The following is a 23645-nucleotide window of genomic DNA, read 5'->3' on the forward strand; positions in this document are numbered from 1 at the left end:
AAGAGCAACCCGGCGTTTTCGCCCGCGCATGGCCAGACGCCGCGTTCAGGCCACAAGCAATATGCGCCGCGCTGAGCGAATTGCTCTAAAGCAAGCAGCCCGCCGAGCGGGCGGGCTATGCGCAAGTCGAGATGGTTGCGGGGACAGGATTTGAACCTGTGACCTTCAGGTTATGAGCCTGACGAGCTACCGGGCTGCTCCACCCCGCGCCAAGACGAGTTGAGGTTTCTATCAGCGCGGCGCCGCGATGTGAAGGGCGCTCGGGCGGAACGGGCGAGGCCGCGACGGCCATCCCACTGGCGCTACACCGAAACGCGTGCAAATCGAATGCAAGGGTTCGACTGCTTCGCCGATAAATGAATTGGCGCTGGCGGCTTTCCCTACGCCGATCACCAGACGCTCGGATGAAGCCGACGCTTCCAGCGTTCTCCACGCGGAAGGGAGGCGGCGTCCTCGCGGCCACGCCTCACGTTTCGCCGCTTAGCCTGATGGAAAGCGCCCTCGCGCTGCGGCGGCTCCGTCGCGCTCGCTGGGCTGCGCGCATTCGAAGCGCCCCGCGCGAATCTGGCGTCGGGCTGGGCCTTTTCTTTTGTGGGCGTTGCGCGTTTCTGCGCCGTCGCGCTCGAAAGCCCTGTGGCGGACTCGAGTTTTGGCGCAGGTTTCAGACGTGCGGCGGCGCGGGTCGAGGATGCCGGGCCTCGCGCGGCGGCGGCCGTCGGCTTGATCTTCGGAGTCGTAGAGGGCGCGCCTTTGGGCCTTCCGACCGCGCTCCTGCCTCGGCTTTTTACCGGCTGCTCGGTAGTTTCATGGATCTGCTCGACCTCGTAACCCGAGGTCAAGCTTGGCAAGATCCGGGGCAGCGCGCGCTTATCGGAGACATGTTCCCCCGCCCCTAGCTCGGCGCTCCGCGCCGTCGATTTGACCGCGAAAACCTCCTCCAACTCTTTCGCGATCGATTTCGGCGAAGAGCGGAAGGAGATAGAGTCTGTTTGGAGAAAGGTCGGAATGACGAGTTCGTCGTCCATCGCCGGTTTCATGACCCGCTTGCGCGCCGAGCTCGCTTTAATCGCAACAGCGTCGTTTCGCCCTGCCGCCTCTGCGCCTTGCGCGGATGGCTGTGAAGGAACAGGAGAACGGCGCGAACGCTTGATCTCGATCGAAAAGGGCTTAGGCTGCCGTTTCATTGATTTTCCATAAGATGACAGGGAGAGTTCGCCATTTTTAGGCGAAGAAAAACAGGTTGAAATACCTGAGACCGAAAGGCGCGCGGCGCGGATCCGGAAAGAGTCGCGAATATTCCCATACCCTGGATTCAGACCTTATGATCGGTCTTGAGGGCAAAGGCAAGTTTTGTTTGGGCCGGCGCAGTGGCGGGATCTTGCTGTTGCAGGTTTAATTCCAATTCTTCGACTTAGGACACGCGCCGGCGGAAAAGCATAGGCGTCGCCCCGGCAGTCGCAAGGCGTTCCGATCCGATGAATTTGCTGCATTTTAGTCGCAGCGCGGCCCGTGATGGTTTATTAATCGCTATTACGCCTTGGCAAGTCTTGGTTTGACGGCTCTGCGCTCGTTAAGGCGCTCGGGCGGCGACCGACCACGAGCGGAAAGCTTTGTGCGATCCCTTCGGCCGAAGTCGATTCGATCAAGCTTATTGTATATCGGCTTTTCCGCCCCTGGCGTCAATAAACCGCTGAGACGCGACAAGATCACGAAACAAGATCAAATTTGATGCGGAAGCGCATCTGGACGCGCCCCGCCAAGCTCACACCGCATAGAGCAAAAAAGCGGCGCTCGCCATTCGGGCGATTTTCGTGGACAAAGCGGCGAACCTGTGCGCCGGACCATGCTAATTTGTCGCGGATATGCGACGCATGATCGAGAATCGAGCGGCGAGATCCAGAGCACGGTTTATCGCCCGCGTTCCGCGCCGAATCAGTTGGAATCGCGCATGATGATTTCAATTGCCACGAACAGACGTCATCATGATGTAAGATCGGTTTCGTCAACGCCCGCCGGGCAGGAGGAAAGAGTTCATGTCGGGGAGCGTCAATAAAGTTATTCTCGTCGGCAATCTCGGCCGCGATCCGGAAACGCGCCGCACCGGCGCCGGCGATCCCGTCGTAAGCTTCAGCTTGGCTACGACCGAATCCTGGCGCGACAAAGCGTCGGGCGAGCGCAAAGATCGCACCGAATGGCACAATATCGTGATCTTCAACGAAAATCTCGGACGGATCGCGGAGCAATATTGCAAGAAAGGCTCGAAGGTCTATCTCGAGGGCCAATTGCAGACGCGCGAATATACTGACAGGGACGGCAACCAACGCAAGGCGACGGAAGTGGTGCTGCAACGCTTTCGCGGCGAACTGACCCTGTTGGACAGTCGCGGCCGCGGCGATTCCTTCGACTCCGACCGCGCCGGCGGCGGCGAAACTTCGCCGAGCCCGAGTTTTGGTCGGTCCTCGCCCATGGAGCGGCGCCCGGCGGCGGCGCCCGGCGGCCGCATCGCCGATGTGATCGACGACGACATTCCCTTCTGACCTTCCTGCGATTTGCGCGGGACACGGGCGAAATCCATCGCCCTAGTCAGGCTGGAGCCTTTGAAGCCTCCGATCGAAAATATGCTCGAGCTTGGCGCTCGAGGCGTTTGAACGGTTTTGCTCTTCAGGGGGGTTTTATCTCCCGGCGCCCTGGAACTGGCTTTCCGGGGCGACGGAAGATAAAACAAGATTTCCCTTGTGGATGATTTTCCCTAGCATTGGATATTCTGGTTTTGGCCGATACTGACGACAACGGTCCGCGCGCTCCCGGCTCTGACATCAGACCCGTCTCCATCTCCGACGAAATGCGCCAAAGCTATCTCGCTTACGCGATGAGCGTGATCGTGAGCCGCGCGCTGCCGGACGTGCGCGATGGGCTGAAGCCTGTTCATCGCCGAATTCTCTTCTCGATGAACGAGAATAATTACACGCCGGACCGCCCTTACGTGAAATGCGCCCGCATCGTCGGCGACGTGATGGGCAAATATCATCCGCACGGCGACAGCGCGATCTATGACGCGCTCGTGCGCATGGCGCAGGATTTCTCGATGCGCCTGCCGCTTATCGACGGGCAAGGCAATTTCGGCTCGGTCGACGGCGATCCGCCCGCCGCCATGCGCTACACCGAAGCGCGGCTCGCCCGGCCGGCGCTGGCGCTGCTCGAGGACATCGATTCCGACACGGTCGATTTTCAAGCGAATTACGACGGCAAGGAGCTAGAGCCGGTCGTTTTGCCGGCGCGCTTTCCAAATCTTCTCGTCAATGGCGCGGGCGGCATCGCGGTCGGCATGGCGACCAATATTCCGCCGCATAATCTCGGCGAGGTCATCGACGCCGTCGTCGCCTTGATCGATCGGCCCGACATGACGATCGAAGATCTGATGGCGATCGTTCCCGGACCCGACTTTCCGACTGGCGGCGCGATCCTCGGCCGGTCCGGGATTCACGCCGCCTATGTCGCGGGGCGCGGCTCGGTCCTGACCCGCGCGAAGGTCGAGGTCGAGGAAATTCGCAAGGAGCGCGAGGCGCTCATCGTCACCGAGATCCCCTATCAGGTCAATAAGGCGACCCTGATCGAGAAGATCGCCGAGCTCGTCCGCGAAAAACGCGTCGAAGGGATCGCCGACCTCCGCGACGAATCCGATCGCGACGGCATGCGCATCGTGATCGAATTGAAACGCGACGCCGTCGCCGACGTCGTCTTGAACCAGCTTTGGCGCTTCACGGCGCTGCAGTCGAGCTTCGCCTGCAACATGATCGCCTTGAACGGCGGCAAGCCGGAAGTCCTAACTCTAAAGGATTTTCTCGAAGCCTTCGTCGATTTCCGCGAGCAAGTCGTCACCCGGCGGACGAAGCATCTTTTGGCCAAGGCGCGCGACGCCGCCCATGTCCAGGTCGGCCTCGCCATCGCGGTCGCCAATATCGACGAGGTCATTCGCCTGATCCGCACCTCGGCGGACGCCGCCGCCGCGCGCGAGGCCCTGATGGCCCGCTCATGGCCGGCGCACGACATGGCGCCCTTGATCACCTTGATCGCCGATCCCCGCCATGTGCTCGACGAGGAGGGCTCATGCCGCCTATCCGAAGCGCAGGCGCGGGCTATTCTCGAATTGCGCCTGCAGCGCCTCACCGCCCTCGGCCGCGAGGAAATCGCCGAGGCGCTGAACAAGCTCGCCGCCGAAATCGCCGACTATCTCGACATTCTGCGCTCGCGCGCGCGGCTCTTCGCCATCATCAAGGACGAGATGATCGCGGTGAAGACGGCTTACGCCACGCCACGCCGCACGATCATCATGGAGAATGTGGGCGACCTCGACGATGAGGACCTGATTCAGCGCGAGGAGATGGTCGTCACCGTCTCGCATCTCGGCTATGTCAAGCGAGTGCCGCTCGCAACGTATCGCGCGCAAAGGCGCGGCGGCAAGGGGCGCGCCGCGATGCAGACCCGCGACGAGGATTTCGTCGCGCGGCTGTTCGTGGCCTCGACCCATGCGCCGGTTCTCTTCTTCTCGTCGCTGGGGCACGCCTATAAGGAAAAGGTTTGGCGCCTGCCCTTGTCCGCGCCGCAAGCGCGCGGCAAGGCGCTCGTCAACATCCTGCCGCTCGAGGAGAGCGAGCGCATCACGACCATCATGCCTTTGCCGGAAGACGAGGAGGTGTGGGCGACGCAGGACGTGATGTTCGCGACGACGCGCGGCACGGTCCGCCGCAACAAGCTATCGGATTTCGCTCAGGTGAATCGAGCCGGCAAGATTGCGATGCGGCTCGACCCTGGCGAGGAGATCGTCGACGTCCAGATTTGCGGCGAGGCAGAGGACGTCCTTCTGACGACGATGAACGGGCAATGCATTCGCTTTCCGGTCTCGGACGTGCGCGTCTTCAAGGGCCGGGACTCGATGGGCGTTCGCGGCATCGCCCTAGGCGAGGGCGATCGCGTCATTTCCCTCGCCATTCTGCGTCACATCGAGGCCGATAGCGGAGAGCGCGCCGCCTATCTCAAAATGCGCCGCGCGGTCGCCGGAGAAACCGCGCCCGAGGCCAACGGGGAGGCGGCGAGCGAGGAGGCGAGCAGCGAGGAGGGCGCCGTCGCCTCCAATCTCAACTCCGATCGCTATGCCGAAATGTCGGCCGCCGAGCAGGTTATCCTGACGGTGTCGTCGAACGGCTACGGCAAGCGGACGTCCTCTTACGAATATCGAATCACTGGCCGCGGCGGCAAAGGCATTGTCGCAATGGTGGTCAATCAGAGGAACGGCAAGCTCGTCGCCTCGATGCCGGTCGAGGACGGCGACGGCATCATGCTCGTGACAAATGGCGGCCAATTGATACGCTGCCCCGTGGACGGAATTCGCGTCGCGGGCCGTGGAACCCAGGGCGTCATCGTGTTCAACACCGCCGCAGAGGAACAGGTCGTGGCGGTGGAGCGGATCACCGAGGAGGATGCGGCGCGAAGCGACGAGGATGAAACAGAGGCCGGCGGCGCCTGAGAGGCGAAAACTTCGCCCGGATCTACGCTTCGGGAATGAAATCACGAATGCAAGCCGGAGGGCTGAGTTGGATCACATCGACCCAGATAGCGGAGCCATGAAACGGCCGCGCTTCGGCCGAGCAAGCCGATTTCACGGCATGAACCGCGATGTGAAGCAGCGACTGGTTCGCGTCACGGACCGGTTGCACGATCCAATGCTGAGCGTTTTGACGGTTCTGCTCGCGATCCTGATCTTTGGAATCGTGCCTCTCCGCGCAGCCGGCATATTCATGGCGCAAGGCTATGGCTTCGCCATGACGCTCTTGCTCGCGAGCTGCGTCCTCATCCTGTCGAAACGGCTGCTGGCGATCTTCTTCATGATGGTTGCGGTGGCCCTCGCGGCCGCCGCCGTCGTCATTCGCGTGAAGCTCGACTCGACCCTCGACCTTTATGTCGAGGCCGGCGCGAGCCTCACGATCAATGTCTTGCTGATCGTCGTCGTCGCGCGCGCCGTCTTTGCGCCGGGCGTCGTGACCTATCACCGCGTCATCGGCGCCGTGCTGCTCTATTTGACGATCGGACTGACCTTCGTCTCGCTCTTCACTTTTGTCGGATTGCTGGCGCCCAACGCATTTTCCGGAATGCCCCTCGGCTATGGGGCGCCATTCACGAGCAGCGTGATCTATTTCAGCTTTGTGACCCTGACATCGACCGGTTATGGCGACATCACGCCCATTCATCCGTTGGCGCGCGCGCTCTGCAATCTCGAGGGCATCATCGGGCAGCTCTTTCCAGCGACATTGCTCGCGCGGCTCGTCACGCTCGAGCTTCAAAGCCGCCGCGGATAGCCGAACCTAGTTCAAAAACGCAGGCTTGATTTGATAGGCGCCGTCCGCCGCGCGTATGAACATTTCGGCGACCTGTGGATGGCGCAACGGCTCGCCGGACGTGTCGGGGAGGAGATTTTGCTCCGAGACATAAGCGACATATTCGCTTTCGGCGTTCTCCGCGAAGAGATGGTAGAAGGGCTGGTCCTTGCGCGGGCGCACGTCCTCCGGAATCGACCGCCACCATTCCTCCGTGTTCGAGAACACCGGATCGACGTCGAAAATGATCCCCCGAAACGGATATTTGCGGTGTTTGACCACCTGACCGATGCCGAATTTGACGAGAAGTGCTGGTTTCATGAGCCGCGTATCGCCGCCACGGAACTGCGCCGCCAAGTTGAGGCGACAGGCGCGAAGTCCAAAAGAGGCGGCGAAGCTTTCGGACCGGCTTGGGTAGCCGCGAGCATAGCCCAAGTCAACTTGACCGGAAGGGCGAGCGGGCGACGGAAATCGAGGAGCGGGGCTTCAGAAAGGCGAGCGGCGTCCAATCGTCTTCGCCGCCGCGACGATCCGCCGCATCGTCCTCCACTTTGCTGAAAGCAGCCGCCGCATGTCGATGGAGTCTTCTCGCTGCGAACTTCTGAGCACGGCGGAAATGGCGGAAGCCGACCGGCTAACGATCGCCGGAGGCGTTCCTGGATTTTTCCTCATGGAGCAGGCGGGGGCGGCCGTCGCAAGGGAAGCCGAGCGTCTTGCGCCGCGCGCCGCGCGGATCGCCGTCCTTTGTGGTCCAGGCAACAATGGCGGCGACGGGTTCGTCGCCGCCAGACGGCTCGCGGCCAAGGGGTTTCCCGTCGAAATCGGCTTGCTTGGGCGCGTCGAAGCTCTCAGCGGCGACGCTGCCGCCGCAGCGAAAGCATGGACCGGCGCGACGCTCCCGATCGAATCGCTCGATCTCGCCGAGGCGGATCTCGCCATTGACGCGCTCTTCGGGGCCGGACTGTCGCGCGACCTCGACGGCGGCGCGCGCGCAGCAGTCTTGCGGCTCAATGATTGGGCCAGAGCAAAAGGCAAAGCAATTCTCGCGGTCGACGTGCCGTCGGGCGTCGACGGCGCGACCGGCGCAATCCGCGGCGTTGCGATCGCGGCGACTTGCACAGTGACCTTCTTCCGCCGCAAGCCCGGCCATGTCTTGCTGCCGGGCCGGCTCCAATGCGGCGAGACGATCGTCGCGGATATCGGAATTTCAGAATCGGTTCTCGCCGAGATCCGACCCAAAACGCTGGTCAATGATCCGGCGATCTGGAAAAGCGCGTTCCCCTTTCCCCGAACGCAAGGCAATAAATATTCACGCGGTCACGCCCTCGTCCTTTCGGGCGGCCTCGCCCATACGGGCGCGGCGCGGCTCGCGGCCCGCGGCGCCTTGCGCGCAGGCGCGGGGCTCGTGACGGTTGCGACGCCGCGCGAGGCCCTGCCCGCCCATGCGGCGGCATTGACCGCGATCATGACCAGGCTTTGCGATGGACCGGCCGAGCTCGCAGCCCTTCTTGAGGATCGGCGGATGAACGCGCTGGTGATGGGCCCCGCGTTGGGGGTCGGCGAAGCGACGAGGGCCTTGGCCTTCACGGCGCTCCAGGCCGACGCCCCCGCCACGGAGCCGCGCCGCGCCATAGTCCTAGACGCCGACGCTCTTACGAGCTTTAAGAACGACGCGCTGAGCCTGGCGGCAGCAATCAGGAAGTCCGGCGCGCCCGTCGTCCTGACCCCGCATGACGGCGAATTCGCGCGGCTTTTCTCCGGGCTTGGAGAAAAGGACCTCGACGCCTGGCGGATGCTTGGGCTCGACGAAATTGTCCTAAAAAAGATGTTTGTCGCTTTGCGATCAGGATCCAAGCTGGACCGCGCGCGCGCGGCCTCTGCGTTGATCGGCGCCGTCCTGCTTTTGAAGGGTCCCGACACGGTCGTCGCGTCTCCTTCCGGCGACGCCTCGATCGCCGAGGATTTGCCGCCCTGGCTCGCGACGGCAGGCTCTGGCGACGTGCTCGCCGGCTTCATCGGCGGCTTGCTGGCGCAGGGAACGCCCCCGTTCGAGGCCGCTTCCGCCGCGGTCTGGCTTCACGGCGCGGCCGGCCGGCATTTTGGTCCGGGCTTGGTGGCGGAAGATTTGCCCGAGAATTTGCCTCCGGTCTTGCGCGCGCTCCTCGCGGTTCTTGGTCAGTGACCGATCTTTAGGCTAGGTCTCGCTCCCCGGCGGAGGCGACGGTTCGGATGAAGGCGAATGCGCGCTCCCAATGAAATTGATTTCTGGCGGGGCTTCGCGCTTCTCACGATTTTCATCAACCATGTCCCCGGGCTCTATTTCGAGCGGTTCACCTTCCGCAATGTGTCGCTGTCGGATTCCGCCGAGCTTTTCGTCCTGCTCGCCGGCTGGGCGATGCGCAAGCTGATCGATGGGCCCGCGCGAGCCCTCTCTGGGTCTGCGCTCGTCTTGAGGCTCGAAGGCCGAGCCATGACGGTCTATGTCGCGCAAACCGTCATCACCGAGATCGCTATCGCCCTTCTCGCCGCGGCTTCGCTGCTGCTCGACGCGCCCTTTCTCATCGATTGGCACAACGCCTCGGCGGTCTTCAACGACCCGGTCAGAGCCCATATCGGCCTCGTCTTGCTCACTCACCAGCTCGGCTATTTCAACATCCTTCCGCTCTATGTGGTCCTCGTCGTCGGCGCCCCGATCATTGTGCTCACGCATCGCAACGCTGCCCGAGCCTTGCTCCCCTTTTCCTTTGCGCTCTATGCCGGCGCGCTGGCGTTCGGCGTGAATTTTCGGACCTGGCCGGTGGAGGGAACATGGTTCTTCAATCCGCTCGCCTGGCAGTTGATTTATGTTCTCGGCTTCCTTCTCGGCGGCAAGGATGGCGTCGGCGGGTTCGCACGGCAATGGCGCAAAACTCTGCGCCTGCTCGCGATTCCGATCGTGCTGCTGGGCGCGCTGGTCGCAGTGAGCGGCTATTCGCCCGATCCGATCGACCTTCCGTCGCCGAAGCTATTGTTTATGTTCGATAAAACCTACCTGTCGCCGGCCCGGCTCATACATAGCCTCGCCTTGGCGGCCCTCTTTGGAGGGTCGTTCGCCGCGATTGCACGATGGACGCCTCGCCTTTCGCACTTTTTCTCGTTGCTCGGACGCAATTCGCTCAATGTCTTTTGCGCGGCGTCGATCCTGAGCCTCTCAGCGCAAATCCTGCGCTTCGCGACGGGCGGAGGCATTACAACCGACGCATTGATTGTTATGGTGGGCTTCTCGTCGATGGGTCTCGTGGCATGGCTATCGGAATGGCGCGAAAGATTGCCGGCGGCTCCCGGACGGGGACCGCCCTCGCCCTCTGGGGCGCCCTCGCCCTAATCTCGGCCGCCGGCGGCGCGGAGGGGCAGCAAGGGCAAGGAGCCGTGCCTCCGCTCAGCGCAGCTTGCGACGTTCCGACCGCGGATATTGCGGCGCCGGCGTCTCTCCCGAATTTGGCCGCGGCTCTACGCGAACGGAAGACCGCGCGCATTCTGGCGATCGGCTCGTCCTCGACCGCAGGCGTCGGCGCCTCGTCAAACGGGAAGAGCTATCCCTCGCAGCTCGAGACGATTCTCGAAGACGCGCTCAAGGGCGTCGATTTCGTGGTCCTCAATCGCGGCGTTCCGGGGGAGCTTGCACAGACAGCCGCGGAGCGCCTCAAGAGCGAAGTTGCGCTCGCGGCGCCCGATCTGGTCTTGTGGCAACTCGGCACCAATGACGCGCTCGCGCGAATCGCGCCGAGTGAATTCGAGGCCACCGTTCTTTCGACAATTCGCTGGTTGAAGGACAATCGGACGGACATTGTTCTCGTCGGTCCGCAATATTCGCCGCGCTTCGCCCGCGACCCCAATTATTTCGCCATTCGCGACAGCCTTCAGGACATCGCGGCGAAGGAGAAAATTCTCTACGTCCGCCGCTATGACGCCATGCAATTCATCGCTCAGGCGCACGCCAATCTTCAGTTGATGGCGCGCGACAATTTCCATTTGAACGACCTCGGCTATCAATGCATGGCCGAGCATGTCGCGCATGCCGTGATCGTCAGCCTTTTTATCAAGGCCCCTCGGCCGGTCGGCAATTGAGAAGGCATCCCTTAGATCGAACAGTTCTTGACGAAGCCGGTCCCGACCACGCGTTAGCGCGGCCGGGCGGCGATCGGCGTCGACTTGAGCTGGTTCGCGCTTACTCGGCAGGGCTCGCCGTTTCAGGCGAGACGGTTTTCAGCCACTGCGGGAGGAAGCTCTCGTCATCGGCCAAAAGTTCGCGGATTCGACCAAGAATCTGCAGCGACACTCCGAATAGCGCGAGGGCGAACCAGCCGAAGAACACAAAAGTCCAATGCAGCGGCGCGACGAACAGCTCCTCCATGTACCAAAAGGTGCAGCCCCATTCACTGAGGGCCGCGCCCGGCAGGCACATGAGCGGGCCTATGAAGAAAAGGGCGTAAGCGATCGAATAGCCCTTATTGGCGAAGGTCGGCAGGCGGGTGCGCGCGTACATGAACCCGCCGACGCCGGCGATGATGTAGATCGGGTAGCTGACGTAAAATTTGATGATGTTCAAAGGCGTGAACGCCGAGTCGCGGATCACCGACTGATGCCATGTCGCGTCCTGCTCGCTGAAGTAGCTAGCGCCCCAGTAAATGGCCAAGCCATAGATGAGGATCCAATTCAGCAGGTAGAAGATGCGGCGCAATTCTTCGCGGGGCGCGACGGTCGCGAGATCGTCAGGCCGAGTCTTCCAAAGGTAGCCGATGAGGCCGAGGAAGGCGACCAGCGCGGTCGGCGCCAGAATATACAGAACCCTTGTCCAATATTTCTGGAACTCAGGGGAAAACGAGTCGAGCCCAGCGTACCAGCCGAAAGCTTGCTCGTAGAGGCGGACGCCGACGTAGAAGGCGCATATCACGGCGCCGGCGATCCATAAGGGCCGCAGATCGGCGATCGGCCGATCGACGGAGACGATCGCCGTAGTCGGCCTTTGTGTTGTGTCGGAAATTAAAGTCATTTCTTTTGCCTTTTCATGCAGGCTGTCTTTCGGCGCCTGATCACGGCGCCAGCGTGGAATGAGATGCCCGCTCAAATCAAAAGCTTGCGCATGCGATGCCAAACCTCCGCGCCTGGCGTTAGGTCGCGTCGACGCGCGGACGCAATCCGCCCTGCGAGCCGAGAGGAGGAAGTCGGCGTCGAATGCACGGCGACGCCTAGCGAAGGACGAACGTCCCCGCACGGATCTCGGCGTCAGGCATCTCAATAAGTTGAGGAAAAATGCGCAAAAGCGCGATTAGGCGTTCCGCGGTGGGCCGCGCGCCGCGAAGTAGTATTTTAGCGGCGACCTCGCGCTCGTTTCTCGCGCTTTCGAAAAGACGAAAGTGGAAACATTCAGCGCGGAAAAGATTGCAGGCCCAAATGCCGTCGCGATGAAGGCGAAGCCCGACGCTGCGCAAGCCAGGATGCAGCATGCGCCATGATTGTGGTGAAAGCGATCAGCGGGCGTCGCCGGCGCCGACGCGTCTTGGCTACAGATAATTCGGCCCGAGGCGTCGAAAGCCGCAACCGGCACGATAGCCGCGACAAAAGCCTGCAGCAAAACCGCATAGACGGCGATCAGACCTATTGCTATGCGTTTCGCGCTCAAGCTTCGGTCCAATTTGCTTGTGCCTAAAGCGTCACGACCGTACCACAAGTTATTCGGTCTGTAACCGAAGTTTCTAAGCAAATTCCTGGATTGCCAACGGGCATGTTTTGCGATTCGCTGTCGTCCTTGATTCGGGCAAGGACAGCATGGATGATCGCCCGCCTTCGCGCTGACCTCGAAGCGCGCGAGGGCGCCAGCGTCAACCGGTCGCAATTATCCAAGGCGTTGGAAGAAAAAGGTTCAGTTGGCGACGATTTTCCTGTCTCGTTCTAGCTAGCTTTCGCCCAAAGACGGCACCACGCATTAGCGCTAATAACGCCGTCGACCTGCTTACAAGCGTTCGGCGCCGTGAACAGTCGGCAATTTGCGCAATTTTGATTGCCTTTCGGCGAATTCTGGTAACCCACAGCTGCTTGCGAGACTTTGGCCGCCTGCGCGCTGCGTCCGCTCAATCCGAGAAGAGATAAAGCGCCAGCGACTCCGGCCGCGGCTTGGAGCAAAGAGCGCCTTGTCGTTCGAGACGATTTTTCGATTGCATGGGTCACAGCCGATCCCCTCTTCAACAAAATCGCGTTTCAAACGCGCGTCGTATGGCAGGCCCACGAAAAACCGGTTTTCGCGCCTCCGCACTTTTAAATAAAATATGAGCCGAGCAAATACTGTAAAGTATTATTTTGAAATGATTCTGAAATGCCACAACTTAACCACATATCTCTAGAATTACTCTAAGCTACGTGACAAATTCGTGGCAGGAGAAACTGCGTTAAATCGAAGCTAGAATTTTATATATGCGGAATCATGCCAAATGTCTTACGATTGCAAGTGTTACAGTCCCGCAACATAGCCAATTAATACTTATCTAACGCCGGGATCGCCTTGATCTTGCCCATCTGACGCATGACCCTTGCCGTCAGCGCGAAGCTCGCGCGCCCGGAACCATCCTTGCGGCGAATTTGGAGAAAGCTTTCATGTCAGGCGTCGATGCGAAACGTGGCCGTCCGCCCGCGCAAGGGACGGCGGACTCCGTCGCTGAATCCCCCATCCGGAAAGGCGGCGCCAATTTGCCGGCAGCGACCGCATTCGGGGGAGTCGCCATTCTCGCTGCAGCCGTTGTCGGCGCCGCCCTTGTGATCAAACCGCCAGGCGCGTCGGCGCTTCCAAGCTTTGCTCGGCAGACAGGCCAGCCTTGCTCCACATGCCACACCGCCTTCCCCCAGCTGACGCCTTTCGGGCGTCGATTTAAGCTCGGCGGCTACACAATGGGCGGCGGCCTGACTTGGGAGCAGGGCGTTCCACCTATCGCCGCGATGGTTATCCCGACTTTCACGCACACGGACGTCAATCAAGACAAGCCGCCCGTCCCTTGGCTGCACACCAACAACAATGTGCTGCTTCAGCAAGGCAGCATGTTTTACGCAGGACAAATCTATGGAAATTTAGGCGCGTTCATCCAAGGAACTTATGACGGCGCCAGCCAGCATATATTCCTCGACGCCAGCGACATCCGCTACGCAGACACGACGAAGCTGTTCGATCTTGACGTCACCTATGGCATTTCCGTCAACAATGCTCCGAGCGTTCAGGATGTGTGGAACACAACGCCCGCATGGGGCTTTCCGTTCGTCGCTTCTACGCTCGCCCCTCAATTCTCGCTACCCGGAACTTTGATCGAGGGCGGACTCAGCAACATAGTCATAGGGACAGGAGCCTACACTTTCTGGAACGACATGTTGTATCTCGACGTAAGCGCCTATCAAAATCTTTCGGCTCAAGCGTTGAAGAGGCTTGGCGTTCCGCCGGACGTCATCGGGTCGATTTCGATTGACGGCGTCGCGCCCTATTGGCGCGCAGCCTTCGAATATAATGTGGGCGAGCATTCATTCGAGGTTGGAACATTTGGCCTGCACGCCAATACGCTCCCCGCGCGCGTCGCAGGCTTTGGATTCGATGAAATCACAGATGTCGCCTTCGACGCTCAATATCAGTTCATTGGAGATCCGCACAACATAACGATCCGAGCCGTTAACATACATGAAACTCAGAAGCTAAATTCCACCTTTTTGCAAGGCGGCTCGTCGAACCTTAACAACTCGCTTGATAGCTTCAAGACGTCGATCGAATATGTCTATGATCACACGTACAGCCTGTCGGCCGGCTACTTCAGCGTCTATGGCTCTGCCGACGCCATGCTTTACGGTGCGAATTCGCTCGTCAATCTTCCTAACGGCAAAGGGATCATCTTCGACGCTGCATTTTTGCCGTTCAGCAAAGGCGGACCATCGGTCTATCCCTGGCTCAATGCCAAAATCGGCGTATCCTACACAAGCTACCTGAAGATCTTCGGAGGGGTTACAAATTTCGACGGCGCAAGCCATAATGCATCGGGAAACAACACCGTCTTGCTCTATTCCTGGATCGCCTTTTGAGTGGCGCTTGAGTTTCGGCGCGTTGACTGTGAGAAAATGAAGAGGAGCTAACCGCGAAGACTTCTGCGATACATGTCCTCTGGCGCGCCATGGCCAGCGATCTCGATTTCTTCCGCGCGCGTCGCCGGCGCCGACGCGTCTTGGCTACAGACGATTCGGCCCGAGGCGGCAAAAGCCGCAACCGGCAAGACAGCCGCGACAAAAGCCTGCAGCAAAACCGCATAGACGGCGATCAGACCTATTGCTATGCGTTTCGCGCTCAAGCTTCGGTCCAATTTGCTTGTGCCTAGAGCGTCACGACCGAACCACAAGTTATTCGATCCGTAACCAAAGTTTCTAACGCTCCGCGTTCGCCGAGACCGCGTCCTCTCGGCGCCCCGATCTCAATCGGAATTGACTGTCTCGCGCCAAGCGGGATCGGCGATTCCGCCTGGCCTGCGTACAGACGTCGACCGGTGCGGGCGATGGCTCCGAAATTAACGGTCTGCCTGCTTATAGTGGTCGCCGCGCGGCGAATTCAAACGATGCGCGGCGCCGGGGGGAGCAAGACGAATCTTGCGCCAATGGCGCGCAGCTGCGCATGGGTCGCCATGATCTCCTCGGCGAGATTCCAAGGCAGGATCACGACATAATCCGGCTTGCGCTCGGAGAGGGCCTCCGCCGGAAGAACCGGGATCGCTGTTCCCGGCAAGACAAGCCCTTGTTTCGTCGGATTGCGATCAACGGCGAAATCGATGAAATCGGTCCTCTCGCCGAGGTGATTGAGCAGCGTGTCGCCTTTCGCCAGCACGCCATAAGCAGACTTGCCGAGCCGAATCCTTGCGCCCGCCTCGGCTGCGATCTGATCCGCTGGCCGGACCTCTGCGCGCGATTCAACGAAAACGCGCAATCGAGCCAATTCACACGGGGCACGAAAACGCTCATCGGACGAGACTGCGCGCGCCGCGCTCCAGCCCGGCGCAATATTGTTTGGACAGACTCAAGGCCAACCCGCCGGAGCCGGAAAGCGGCCTTCCGCGCAAGCTCCTGTTGAAAACATTCGCCGCAGGCTTGCGAGGCTTGCGTGCGATTCTACGGCTAGTGTAGGCTGAAAGCCATGAACACGACATCTCGTGCGGCATCCCCTTTAGGCGGCCTCATTTCTTGCAATGGGCATGGGTTTAAGTCTGTCAGCATCAGCGCGACTCGATGCGATTTTAGCATGGGCGCTCATTCCTTCGACCTAAAGTCGAGATCCGCGATATTCTTAGGAGGCGGCGATGTCCTGGACCGATGAACGTATCGATCTCCTGCAAAAGCTTTGGCTTCAGGGCATGAGCGCAAGTCGAATCGCGTCTGAACTTGCAAATGGGCTCACCCGCAACGCCGTCATCGGCAAAGTCTACAGGCTCGGTCTCTCTGGCCGCACCAAAGTGACCGCAGCCACGTCGCCCAGTCCCCGGCCGCAACAGCAAAAGTCGCAGCCGCGTCCACAAAATCCACGGCCCGCCGCGCCAATGGTCCAAGGCAATACCGCTTTGGCCCTTGCGCCGACGCCGCTCCCGGCGCAGGCCCCTTCTCCCGCCCCGAGCAGGGACGTTGTGGTGCAAATGAACGAACCTGTCACAATCATGGAATTGCGCGAATCCATGTGCCGTTGGCCGATGGGCGACCCGACTGGGCTCGAGTTTCGTTATTGCGGGGCCCGCAAACCCCCTGGCGAAGGCCCCTATTGCGCGCATCATGCGCGGATCGCCTATGTGCCTCAGCAGGACCGTCGGCGCGAACGCCGCGTCCAGAAGACAGCCTAGCCCAAGACTGCTCGCGACTTTCCGACCAAAACCGCGAGAGGCCTTGCGACCGCTTCCAGGCTGGGGCCGCAGTGGATTTGATCCCTATCTGAGAATGCGGCTTCGCGGCCGAGCAGTCGGCGGTCTTCGCCAACGGCAGGTTGGACGAGGAATTTTCGCATTTTCGAAAAGTCCTCACGGCGAGGAGGGGCCCAGCTGTCTCGAGCCAGATGGGCTTTGGCTTGAGCGTGCTCTTCCTCCTTCGCGAAGCGATCTCATGAGAAAGCGCTGCCCAGGATGAAGCAAGCCGCGTTTTCGGATGCTCCTTTAGAGCGGAGCGGAACGCGGGAGGGAAAGCCGGTATTCGCTTTTCCTGATCCCGCTCCAGACGTTCGATGAAATGAGCGCTTCAGCAGGGCTTCCCGAAAGTCTCGTCGAAAGAATAGCCAGCGCCGCGCACCGTGCGGATCGGATCCTTCTCATCGGTTTTCGACAGCGCTTTGCGCAACCGGCCGACATGAACGTCGACCGTCCGTTCGTCGATCTCCGCTGAAAGCCCCCACACGCTGTCGAGCAATTGCGCGCGAGAGAAGACCCGACCGGGCTTCTCCATCAAATGCTCGAGAAGCCGAAACTCCGTCGGCCCCAGATGAACGTCGCGGCCAGCGCGGTGGACCCGCCAATTCTGCCGGTCGAGCTCGAGATCGCCGGCCGAAAGAACCCCCGTCACGCGGTCGGGACGCGCCCGGCGCAGAAGGGCGCGAACCCGCGCCATGAGTTCCGGCACGGAGAAAGGCTTCACGACATAATCGTCCGCCCCGATCGACAGGCCGCGCACCCGCTCGCTCTCTTCGCCGCGCGCGGTCAGCATGATCACGGGCAGGCTCCGGGTCGTTTCCCGCGCGCGCAATCTCCTGCAGATTTCCAGCCCCGAGACGCCGGGCAACATCCAGTCGAGGATCACGAGATCGGGGATGGTCTCGCTGAGCCTCACCTCGGCTTCATCGCCGCGCTCGACGCGATCGACGATGAAGCCCTCGGCCTCGAGATTATAGGAAAGAAGCAGGCTCAGCGCCGCTTCATCCTCCACGACGAGAATGCGCGCGGCCGCGGGCGCCGCGGAGGCGCCCCGACCCGGATTGCCCCGTGCATCGTTTGAAGTCTGTACGTCGCTCATTGTTTTCACTCGGCTGTGGCAGTGGCGTCGGACAAGAGGGTTTGGCCTTTCGGCCGGTCGATCGGCGGGATCTCGCCGGTGACGAGATAGATCACCGTCTCAGCGATATTCGTGGCGTGATCGCCGATCCGCTCGATGTTTTTCGAGCAGAACAAAAGATGGGCGCAAAAGGTGATGTTGCGCGGATCTTCCATCATGAAGGTGAGAAGGTCTCGAAAAACCGAGTCTTCGAGGGCGTCGAGGTCGGCGTCATAAATCCAGACGCCATGCGCCCGCTCGGCGTCGCGCTGCGAATAGGCGTCGAGCACGTCTTTCAGCAGCATGGCGGCCGAATCATGCATGGTCCTCAGGCCGATGATCGCGCGAGGGATGCGAATGTCCGCTGCGATCTTGATCGTTCGCTTGGCGATGTTCTTCGCGAGGTCGCCGACCCGCTCGAGATCGTTCGAGATCCGAATGGTCGCGATGATCTCGCGTAGATCGACGGCGAGAGGCTGGCGGCGCGCGATCGCCATGATCGCGCGCTCTTCGATCTCTCGTTGCAACACGTCCAGGCGCGGATCGCTGTTGATAGTCGCCTGAGCCAGCTTCACGTCCGAATCCGCCAGGGCGTCCATCGCGTCGGACAGCATTTTTTCAGCGATGCCGCCCATTTCGGCGATCTTTTGACCGAGCGTTTCGAGCTCCTGATCATAGGCTTTTACGATGTGATCCGGCATGAGAAGCTCCTCGAAAGTCCGGCAATCAGCCAAAGCGGCCGGTAATGTAATTCTGCGTCTGCTTCTGCTTCGGCGACGTGAACATTTGCGCCGTGGTGTCGAACTCCAGGAGTTCGCCGAGATACATGAAGGCGGTGTAGTCCGAGACGCGGGCGGCCTGTTGCATGTTGTGCGTCACGATCGCGATCGTGTATTTTTCTTTCAGCTCGTCGATCAATTCCTCGATCTTCGCGGTCGAGATCGGATCGAGCGCGGAGCAGGGTTCGTCGAGCAGGATCACCTCGGGATGGATGGCGACCGTGCGCGCGATGCAAAGGCGCTGCTGCTGCCCGCCGGAGAGCGACAAGCCCGAAGCTTTCAACTTGTCCTTGACCTCGCCCCACAACGCGGCGCTTTTCAAAGCGGTCTCGACGCGTTCGTCGAGATCGGCTCGGTTGACCTTTTCGTAAAGCCTGATGCCGAAAGCGATATTGTCATAAATCGACATCGGGAACGGCGTCGGCTTCTGGAACACCATGCCGACCCTGGCCCGCAAAAGATTGACGTCCTGATCGGCGCTCAAGATGTTCTTGCCGTCGAGCAGGATCTCGCCTTCGGCCCTTTGCTTCGGATAAAGATCATACATCCGGTTGAGCACGCGCAGCAGCGTCGATTTCCCGCATCCCGAGGGTCCGATGAAGGACGTCACCTTATTGGCGTAGAGGGGCAGGCTCACGCCTTTCAGCGCCCGCGACTCGCCATAATAGAAGTCAAGGTTTCGAACCGAAACTTTTTCGGGCGGAAGAGCCGCGGGGCGAAGGGCGGTTTTCGCCGGAGTCGCGACGACCACGTCGGGGCGCGGCGACGTCGCGGCTGGAGCGGTGGCAGGCTCTCCCTCCACGCGATCGTCGGGGCGGGGCGCGTCCGCCTCTTGGTCGTTCGCCGTCAATATGACGGGGGCGATCATCTCGATGGCCTCCTGGTTTTTTTGGTCTTGCGTCATGGCTTGGACCTCCGTCATTTCGCGGTCCTCTGCGCGCCGAGAATGCGCGCAATGATCGACAGCGCGAGCACGGCGAATGTGATGAGAAGCGCGCCCGTCCAGGCGAGCTGCTGCCAATCCTTGTAGGGGCTGAGAGCGAACTGGAAGATGACCGCCGGAAGGCTGGCCATTGGGGCGTTCAGATTCGTGCTGAAGAATTGGTTGTTGAGCGCCGTGAACAGCAAGGGGGCCGTTTCGCCGCTGATGCGGGCGATCGCGAGAAGGACGCCGGTGATGAGGCCAGCCCGCGCCGCCCTATACGCGACCTTTCCGATTACGATGGCGCGCGGCGTTCCAAGCGCGCTCGCCGCTTCCCGCAAGGGATCGGGAACCAGCAGCAGCATGTCCTCGGTCGTCCGGACGACGACGGGCATGACGATCACGGCCAGAGCCACTGCTCCGGCCACCCCGGAGAAATGCCCCATGCGCGTGACCATAACCTCATAGATGAAAAGGCCGACGACGATCGAAGGCGCGCTGAGCAAGATGTCGTTGATGAAGCGGACGACGAAGGTCAGCTTCGTATGGCGGCCATATTCGGCCATATAGGTCCCCGCCAGCATGCCGAGCGGGGCTCCAATAGCGACGCCGAGAAATGTCAGGATGAGGCTCCCGACGATCGCGTTCAGCAAGCCTCCGGCCGAACCCGGCGGCGGCGTCATCTGGGTGAAGACGGCGGGCGACAGGCCACGAAACCCCTCCCAGAAGAGAGAGGCGAGGATCAGAACGAGCCAGCCGAGCCCGAAAAGGGTGGAGGCGTAGCAGAGGCCGATGTAAATAGCGCTGCCGCGGCGGCGCCGATCATAGCGCGACATGGTTCAGGCGCCCTCCTGCATTTGGAGCCTCATCAACATGTAGCGGGCGATCGCTAGAATGATGAATGTAATGACGAAGAGAATGAGGCCGAGCGCGATCAACGCCGAGGTGTAAAGGTCTCCGACAGCTTCGGTGAATTCATTGGCGATCGAGGCGGATATGGTGGTGCCGGGGGCGAACAAAGACGCCGAAATCCGATGCGCGTTGCCGATGACGAAAGTCACCGCCATGGTCTCGCCGAGCGCGCGGCCGAGGCCGAGCATGATCCCGCCGATGACGCCGACGCGCGTGTAGGGAATCACGACGAAGCGCACAACCTCCCAAGTCGTGCAGCCGACGCCATAAGCCGCCTCCTTCAGAACCGGCGGCACGGTCTCGAAGACGTCGCGGGAGATGGAGGTCACGAAAGGCAGCACCATGATCGCCAAGATGATTCCCGCGGTGAGCATGCCGATTCCATAAGGCGGCCCGGCGAAGAGCGTCGACAGGATTGGCACGTCAGCGAATAGGCTGATGATTCCGGGCTGGACGTGCTTCTGCAGGAAAGGTGCAAAGACGAAGAGGCCCCAGATGCCGTAGATGATCGAGGGAATGCCGGCCAGAAGCTCGATCGCAATTCCGATCGGACGCCGCATCACATAGGGACAAAGCTCGGTCAGAAAGATCGCAATGCCGAGCCCGATCGGCACTGCGATCACCATGGCGATCGCCGCCGTGATCAGCGTGCCGTAGACCGGCGCCAAGGCCCCGAATTTTTCGGTCACCGGATTCCATGTGTCGGAGGCAAGGAAACCGAATCCAAAAGCTCTGAAAGCCGGAAGCGAGCCAATGACCAGCGAGGCGATGACGCCGCCGAGCACCAGCAGGACGGCGAGAGCCGCCGCCAAAGTGAGAAGACGGAAGCCGGCGTCGCGAAGCTGCAGGCCGCGCAGGACCTTGGCGCGTCGCCGGAGCGCAACGGATTCGGAAACGCCACTATCGATTGCCAGGTCGGACACTTTAGTTTTTCTTCCTTGCCGAGGTTGCTTTTTTCTTGGCGCCGAGGCGATCCATCGGCGCGGAACGACGCCGCAGATCTTGGCCGCGTGCTCAAACACTCCAGAATGAGCTGAAAAGGAAGGGGCGCGAGGCCCCATCCCCCACTCGACTCAGTTTAGAGCCTGTTCGCCGAAGAGTTGGACGACTTTTGACGTCGCCCTATGCTCCGGCATTCCAATTTTGCGCGGTTGGCTTCGCTCAGACCGCCCGGCCCGCGCGAAAGCTGGCTAGTTCAAGAGCGCCTTGCCGTCCGCGTCCTTGATCTCGGCCGCCCAGGTCTTCTTGATCAGCGCGACGACCGATTCCGGCAAGGGAATGTAATCCAGCTCCTCGGCGGCCTTGCCGCCCTTGGCGAAGGCCCAGCCGAAGAATTTGAGCGCTTCGGCGGCGGAGGCCGAATCCTGCGGCTGCTTCGGGATCAGGATGAAGGTCGCGGCGGTGATCGGCCAGGAGGCCGCGCCGGGCTCGTTGGTCAGAATTTGGTAATAGCCTGGCGCATGAGCCCAGTCGGCGTTGGCGGCGGCGGACTGGAAGGCCGGAACGGTCGGCGCGACGGTCTTGCCGGCGGCATTGATGAGCTTGGCGGAGCTCATGTTGTTCTGCTTGGCGTAGGCATATTCGACATAGCCGATCGAACCTTGCGTCTGAACGACATTATTGGCGACGCCTTCATTGCCCTTGGCGCCGATGCCGACGGGCCATTCGACGGCGGTGTTTTCGCCGACCTTGGTTTTCCAATCCGGCGAAACCTTCGACAGGTAATTGGTGAAATTGAAGGTCGTGCCGGAGCCGTCGGAACGATGCACGACCGCGATGGCGGCGGACGGCAGCTTGAGCGACGGGTTCAATTTCTTGATCGCAGGGTCGTTCCAGGTCTTGATCTCGCCGAGAAAGATCTTGGCGAGGGTCTGGCCGTCGAGCACGATCTCGCCAGGCTTCACCCCTTCGAGATTGATCACCGGCACGATGCCGCCAATCACCTGCGGCCATTGGACCAGCCCGGCCTCGGTAAGTTCGTCGGCCTTGAGGGGCGCGTCGGTCGCGCCAAAAGTGACGGTCTTGGCCTTGATCTGCTTGATTCCGCCGCCGGAGCCGATGGATTGGTAATTGAGGCCGACGCCGGTTTCCGCCTTATAGGACTGCGCCCATTTCGCATAGATCGGAAAAGGAAAAGTGGCCCCCGCCCCAGTTATGTCGACGGCGCCGGCGCTGGCGGCCACAGTCATCGCCGCCGCCGTAAGCGCCGTGCGCAGGAACATAAAGCTCATTGCTTGCCTCTCAAGTGGCTGGAGATCGGCCGCGCCATGAACGAGGCCCGAATCTTGGGCTTGGCGATCGGCCCGTGGGAAGCGCGGGAAATGCCTGCGCCGCGCCGCGCAAGAGACTCTAGACGCGCTCAACGAGCGGAGTATGAAATTAAAATGACACTGGGATGACGCCGGCCGGGACAAATGCAGGCCGACGGCGTTCAGCGTCCGAGCAATGGCAGGTTCACGCTGAATGTCGCGCCCGAACCGGGCTTCGATTCAATGCCGAGCCGGCCGCAATGGCGTGCGACAATATGCTTCACAATAGCCAGCCCGAGGCCTGTGCCGCCCTTGGCCCTGCTCTGGCCGGCGTCAACCCGGTAGAAGCGCTCGGTGAGGCGCGGCAAATGTTCAGGCGCAATTCCCGGCCCAAAATCTCGCACGCTCAAGACGCATTGCCGCTCCTGCTCGACAAGTGTGATCTCGACCGTCCGATTGAGGCTCGTCGGCTCCGAAGCGCCATATTTTATGGCGTTCTCGACGAGATTTTCGACCACTCTGAGAAGCTCGTCTCTATCTCCCCTAACCATGACCGATTTGGGAGCCTCCAGCTTCAAGGCGACGTCATTGTCTCGCGCCATGGACGCCAGCGTGTCCGCCATATGGCGCAGGATCGCAACCATATCGACCGGCGTCTGCGGTCGAAGATGCAAGTTCTGCTCGATGCGCGACAGCGAAAGGAGATCGTCGACGAGGCGCGTCATGCGTTGCGCCTGCTCGCGCATGATCCCGAGAAACTTGATCCGGTTCTCCTTGTCCTCGCGCGCGGGTCCTTGGAGCGTCTCGACGAAACCAAGCAGCGAGGCGAGCGGCGTGCGCAATTCATGGCTGGCGTTGGCGACGAAATCCACCCGCATCCGCTCGACCCGGCGCGCTTCGCTCATATCGCGCAAAGTCAAGATCATCGTAGGCTCGATCTGTGGACCTTCCATCGGAGCGACGCTGAGCTCGAAGAAACGCTCGACGGGCACCCGCTCGAGCCAAGTCGTGCGCTCCGGGCGGCCCGAGGCGCGAGAGCGAGCGATCGCGTCGAGAACATCCGCCGCGCGCAATCCGCGCGCCAGCAGATCATCCTGCCGCAGAGCCGGAAACAGGGCCTGAGCCGGAGGGTTCACCGCAAGCACGCGGTCGGCCGCGCCGATGACCACTACTGGCTCCGGCAGCGCGTCAATAAAGCGGCCGATAATGAAACGGTCACGAGCCAACTGGCTTTGATCCATGACGCCCTCGTTTCGCCGCCTTATGCCCACTGTTGTGAGCTAAGATCAAGCCTCACTATAAACCAAGGATTGCGGCAAAGGCTGGCCCCAATGCAGGCGGGCGAGTCCTATATCTTCAA

The 23645-nt window shown here is 61.1% G+C and carries 22 protein-coding genes and 1 tRNA gene; 8 read left to right on the plus strand and 15 right to left on the minus strand.

From position 1 onward, the window contains the following. Positions 1-132: 132 nt before the first annotated feature. The 3 genes from METAC_RS0112795 to METAC_RS0112805 form a co-directional block, all read right to left on the minus strand. Positions 133-209: transfer RNA gene (locus tag METAC_RS0112795), tRNA-Met, on the minus strand. 180 nt (positions 210-389) lie between these two features. Continuing rightward, on the minus strand, positions 390-1184 hold the full coding sequence (locus METAC_RS0112800; protein WP_026607339.1) for a hypothetical protein: 795 nt from the start codon (positions 1182-1184) through the stop codon (positions 390-392). Between the two features lie 522 nt (positions 1185-1706). Continuing rightward, on the minus strand, positions 1707-2006 hold the full coding sequence (locus tag METAC_RS0112805) for a hypothetical protein (protein WP_156898210.1): 300 nt from the start codon (positions 2004-2006) through the stop codon (positions 1707-1709). 27 nt (positions 2007-2033) lie between these two features. On the opposite strand from METAC_RS0112805, the gene ssb reads away from it, so the two are divergent. From ssb to METAC_RS0112820, 3 genes are all read left to right on the plus strand, one after another. After that, a complete protein-coding gene (gene ssb, locus METAC_RS0112810) occupies positions 2034-2537 on the plus strand; it encodes a single-stranded DNA-binding protein (protein ID WP_026607341.1) in 504 nt (167 codons plus the stop codon). Between the two features lie 233 nt (positions 2538-2770). Beyond that, on the plus strand, positions 2771-5524 hold the full coding sequence (gene gyrA, locus METAC_RS0112815) for a DNA gyrase subunit A (RefSeq protein WP_026607342.1): 2754 nt from the start codon (positions 2771-2773) through the stop codon (positions 5522-5524). Between the two features lie 97 nt (positions 5525-5621). After that, the gene (locus METAC_RS0112820; RefSeq protein WP_245257477.1) at positions 5622-6353 is read left to right on the plus strand and encodes a potassium channel family protein; all 732 of its coding nucleotides are present in this window, start codon (positions 5622-5624) and stop codon (positions 6351-6353) included. Between the two features lie 6 nt (positions 6354-6359). On the opposite strand, the gene hspQ is transcribed toward METAC_RS0112820, so the two are convergent. Next, the gene (gene hspQ / locus METAC_RS0112825) at positions 6360-6692 is read right to left on the minus strand and encodes a heat shock protein HspQ (protein WP_026607344.1); all 333 of its coding nucleotides are present in this window, start codon (positions 6690-6692) and stop codon (positions 6360-6362) included. A 295-nt stretch (positions 6693-6987) separates the two neighbouring features. Between hspQ and METAC_RS0112835 the strand changes: the two genes are divergently transcribed. From METAC_RS0112835 to METAC_RS0112845, 3 genes are read left to right on the plus strand one after another with little or no spacing between them, the layout of a single operon-like run. Further along, a complete protein-coding gene (locus tag METAC_RS0112835) occupies positions 6988-8553 on the plus strand; it encodes an NAD(P)H-hydrate dehydratase (RefSeq protein WP_245257478.1) in 1566 nt (521 codons plus the stop codon). Positions 8554-8610: 57 nt separating this feature from the next. Continuing rightward, the gene (locus METAC_RS0112840; protein ID WP_026607346.1) at positions 8611-9735 is read left to right on the plus strand and encodes an OpgC family protein; all 1125 of its coding nucleotides are present in this window, start codon (positions 8611-8613) and stop codon (positions 9733-9735) included. Then, on the plus strand, positions 9666-10478 hold the full coding sequence (locus METAC_RS0112845) for an SGNH/GDSL hydrolase family protein (protein WP_245257479.1): 813 nt from the start codon (positions 9666-9668) through the stop codon (positions 10476-10478). Before METAC_RS0112840 ends, METAC_RS0112845 begins: the two co-directional genes overlap by 70 nt. Positions 10479-10578: 100 nt before the next feature. On the opposite strand, the gene METAC_RS23525 is transcribed toward METAC_RS0112845, so the two are convergent. Beyond that, complete coding sequence (locus METAC_RS23525) at positions 10579-11394, minus strand: methane monooxygenase/ammonia monooxygenase subunit C (protein ID WP_425338931.1); 816 nt, start codon at positions 11392-11394, stop codon at positions 10579-10581. A 908-nt stretch (positions 11395-12302) separates the two neighbouring features. Next, complete coding sequence (locus METAC_RS27455; protein WP_425338911.1) at positions 12303-12578, minus strand: high-potential iron-sulfur protein; 276 nt, start codon at positions 12576-12578, stop codon at positions 12303-12305. A 423-nt stretch (positions 12579-13001) separates the two neighbouring features. Between METAC_RS27455 and METAC_RS0112875 the strand changes: the two genes are divergently transcribed. Further along, positions 13002-14459: a hypothetical protein gene (locus tag METAC_RS0112875; RefSeq protein ID WP_051335557.1), complete on the plus strand. Its 1458-nt coding sequence runs from the start codon at positions 13002-13004 to the stop codon at positions 14457-14459. Positions 14460-14506: 47 nt separating this feature from the next. On the opposite strand, the gene METAC_RS23530 is transcribed toward METAC_RS0112875, so the two are convergent. Together METAC_RS23530 and METAC_RS0112885 are read right to left on the minus strand one after the other, a co-directional pair. Continuing rightward, positions 14507-14722, minus strand: coding sequence for a hypothetical protein (locus METAC_RS23530; RefSeq protein WP_156898211.1), 216 nt, complete (start codon positions 14720-14722; stop codon positions 14507-14509). Positions 14723-14976: 254 nt separating this feature from the next. Next, complete coding sequence (locus METAC_RS0112885) at positions 14977-15348, minus strand: methyltransferase C-terminal domain-containing protein (RefSeq protein ID WP_026607352.1); 372 nt, start codon at positions 15346-15348, stop codon at positions 14977-14979. A gap of 370 nt (positions 15349-15718) precedes the next feature. Here METAC_RS0112885 and METAC_RS0112890 point away from each other — a divergent pair, with 370 nt between their 5' ends. Next, positions 15719-16249, plus strand: coding sequence for a GcrA family cell cycle regulator (locus tag METAC_RS0112890; RefSeq protein WP_026607353.1), 531 nt, complete (start codon positions 15719-15721; stop codon positions 16247-16249). 388 nt (positions 16250-16637) lie between these two features. On the opposite strand, the gene phoB is transcribed toward METAC_RS0112890, so the two are convergent. The 7 genes from phoB to METAC_RS0112925 all read right to left on the minus strand — a co-directional run bounded on the left by phoB (position 16638) and on the right by METAC_RS0112925 (position 23526). After that, positions 16638-17405, minus strand: a complete 768-nt coding sequence (phoB, locus tag METAC_RS0112895) for a phosphate regulon transcriptional regulator PhoB (RefSeq protein WP_026607354.1) — start codon at positions 17403-17405, stop codon at positions 16638-16640. Between the two features lie 5 nt (positions 17406-17410). Then, a complete protein-coding gene (gene phoU, locus METAC_RS0112900; RefSeq protein ID WP_026607355.1) occupies positions 17411-18124 on the minus strand; it encodes a phosphate signaling complex protein PhoU in 714 nt (237 codons plus the stop codon). A gap of 25 nt (positions 18125-18149) precedes the next feature. Continuing rightward, complete coding sequence (pstB, locus tag METAC_RS0112905; protein WP_245257480.1) at positions 18150-19106, minus strand: phosphate ABC transporter ATP-binding protein PstB; 957 nt, start codon at positions 19104-19106, stop codon at positions 18150-18152. Positions 19107-19120: 14 nt separating this feature from the next. Beyond that, a complete protein-coding gene (gene pstA, locus METAC_RS0112910; protein WP_026607357.1) occupies positions 19121-19960 on the minus strand; it encodes a phosphate ABC transporter permease PstA in 840 nt (279 codons plus the stop codon). Between the two features lie 3 nt (positions 19961-19963). Then, the gene (pstC, locus tag METAC_RS0112915; RefSeq protein ID WP_026607358.1) at positions 19964-20959 is read right to left on the minus strand and encodes a phosphate ABC transporter permease subunit PstC; all 996 of its coding nucleotides are present in this window, start codon (positions 20957-20959) and stop codon (positions 19964-19966) included. A 267-nt stretch (positions 20960-21226) separates the two neighbouring features. Beyond that, positions 21227-22267 carry a phosphate ABC transporter substrate-binding protein PstS gene (gene pstS, locus METAC_RS0112920; protein ID WP_026607359.1) on the minus strand — a complete coding sequence of 347 codons (1041 nt, stop codon included), beginning with the start codon at positions 22265-22267 and terminating at the stop codon, positions 21227-21229. Positions 22268-22467: 200 nt separating this feature from the next. After that, positions 22468-23526: an ATP-binding protein gene (locus METAC_RS0112925; protein ID WP_026607360.1), complete on the minus strand. Its 1059-nt coding sequence runs from the start codon at positions 23524-23526 to the stop codon at positions 22468-22470. Positions 23527-23645 lie beyond the last annotated feature (119 nt).

This window comes from Methylocapsa acidiphila B2 (genome assembly GCF_000427445.1).
Taxonomy (GTDB): Bacteria; Pseudomonadota; Alphaproteobacteria; order Rhizobiales; family Beijerinckiaceae; genus Methylocapsa; species Methylocapsa acidiphila.